The 1,865-nt window shown below is 42.6% G+C and carries 2 protein-coding genes; both read left to right on the top strand.

From position 1 onward, the window contains the following. On the top strand, positions 1–605 hold a 605-nt coding region (locus tag HRU21_13260; GenBank protein ID NRA43256.1), incomplete at its 5' end, for a hypothetical protein. A 69-nt stretch (positions 606–674) separates the two neighbouring features. Further along, positions 675–1,865: hypothetical protein (locus HRU21_13255; protein NRA43255.1), on the top strand; the 1,191-nt coding region annotated here is incomplete at its 3' end.

The raw sequence follows: 1,865 nt of genomic DNA, 5'->3' as shown, positions 1-1,865 counted from the left end.
CCTGCAAAGCAATTCTTCAATCTCAATGGCAATACATCAAAGGCTCAGCGCCACATTATGTCATGTTTGCATCGAGGTGGAGCCGATACGTTGAGCATGAGGCTAATCAGGGCATCGTCTTGCCAAAGCTGAAAGAGTATTTTGATATTAATTCGCTCGGTGATCAGCGTCGGACGTTCAAAGCGGCATTCGACGCCAATCTAAGTCTTTTACAACGTCAAGGCAGCCAAGCCATTATCATTACGGAACCGCCTAGGCTGCCTATAAATCCGAGATACTGTTGGGCCGTTCCTGATGTTTTGATAAATGAAGAATTTTTGTCAGCGCGATGCATTAAAAACGGCTATCAACAAACCAGCAAGGATTTTGCCTACATTGATAGCTATTTAAGTAGCTTAGCCTCGGATGAGGTGCTCGTGCTATCATTGACTGACGCACTGTGCAATCATAAAAATAAGCGCTGCCGGCAGCGTTCCAAAGGGCGGTTTATCTATGGCGATAGGCTGCATTTAAATTATGAAGGCAGTATGTTTGCCAAAAAAAAACTGCGAAAAGATATTATAGATTTTCTTGCTGATGATCATGGAAAAAAGAACTCAGGTTGAATATGCATTCGGCTCCTGCCACTCGCAAGCGCTTTATATGATGGTAAATTAGCAACACTAGGCTTTAATATGCAAAAGGCGCCGTTAAATCGATTTGTCATTATTGCACCGTCACACTCGGGTGCCCAACTATTGCGTGCGACGCTAAATAGGCACCCCGACTGCTTTGTCTATAGCGCAGGCGATACAATAGAGAAGTTGCATGCTTTTCAACAGCAAGAAAGTGATTTAGCCGTTAAAACCTTGGGCTTTGTGATTAATACCTGTCAGCAGCCTTTTGATGCAAAAGCATCGTTTTGGCAAAGCCTTCTCGCGGATCAGCAATTAAAAATTATCTTATTGCATCGACAAAATCTGTTGCAGCGCTATCTTTTAATGCTTGCAGCAGCTCTCGATGAGCAACAGCTTTGTCAACGCAACTTTACCTTTACAGAGTTTGATGAGGAATTTTCAGCGCGCCGGCGCGATTTTGATCAGCTTTGCCAATACTTTGAAAGCCACGCACGTTTACAGATCAGTTATGAATGTTTAACTCAGGATTGGAAGCATCAAATTGGTTATTTTCAGACATTTGTTGGCTTGAAAATATTTGATATAGCTCTTGAATCACAGGCAAGTTTGGATACTCTTCCGCGTCGTTTAATAGTGAATGCTAAAGAGCTATACCATCAATTCAAACATCATGACTGCAGCGATTTTTTTATCAGCCTTGATAAACAATCGTTGCGTCCTGAAAACCCAGTGATTCAGTCTCTTGAGCAAGATGCTGTTTTCTTTGCTGATAATGAGACTAACATTGAAAGTCTATGGGATGAGAAAGCGGTTGCCATAAACGCGATTCATCCGAGTAATACGATCAAGATTGGCCAGTTTTTGGATTGGCAGGGAAAAATATCACTCAATGGCTGGCATAATCAGCTTGATATCGGAGAATATTTTTTAGCACCAGAAGCATTCTTTATTCGTGTTATTGGCGATAATAACCGCATTGTTATTGGTGATCATGTCCACCTCAAGGGGCTATGTAAAATCGAAGTATATGGCAGTAATAATGTCATTCATCTTGCTCATCTTTGCGATGGCTCGTTCACATTCAATATCGATGGCGATCACAGTGAAATCTGTGTGGGGCAACAAAGTACAGCACATCGTTGCAGGCTTTATGCCAGTGAATCAACTCGAATTCAGCTAGGAGAGGACTGCCTGCTAGCAGAGGGTGTCGACATTGCCTCGAGCGATATGCATGCGTTGTTTGACCGA

The sequence above is a fragment of the Pseudomonadales bacterium genome, assembly GCA_013215025.1.
Lineage (GTDB): Bacteria > Pseudomonadota > Gammaproteobacteria > Pseudomonadales > DT-91 > DT-91.
The sequence above is the reverse complement of the archived record's forward strand: the minus strand, read 5'-3'. Positions and strand labels throughout refer to the sequence as shown.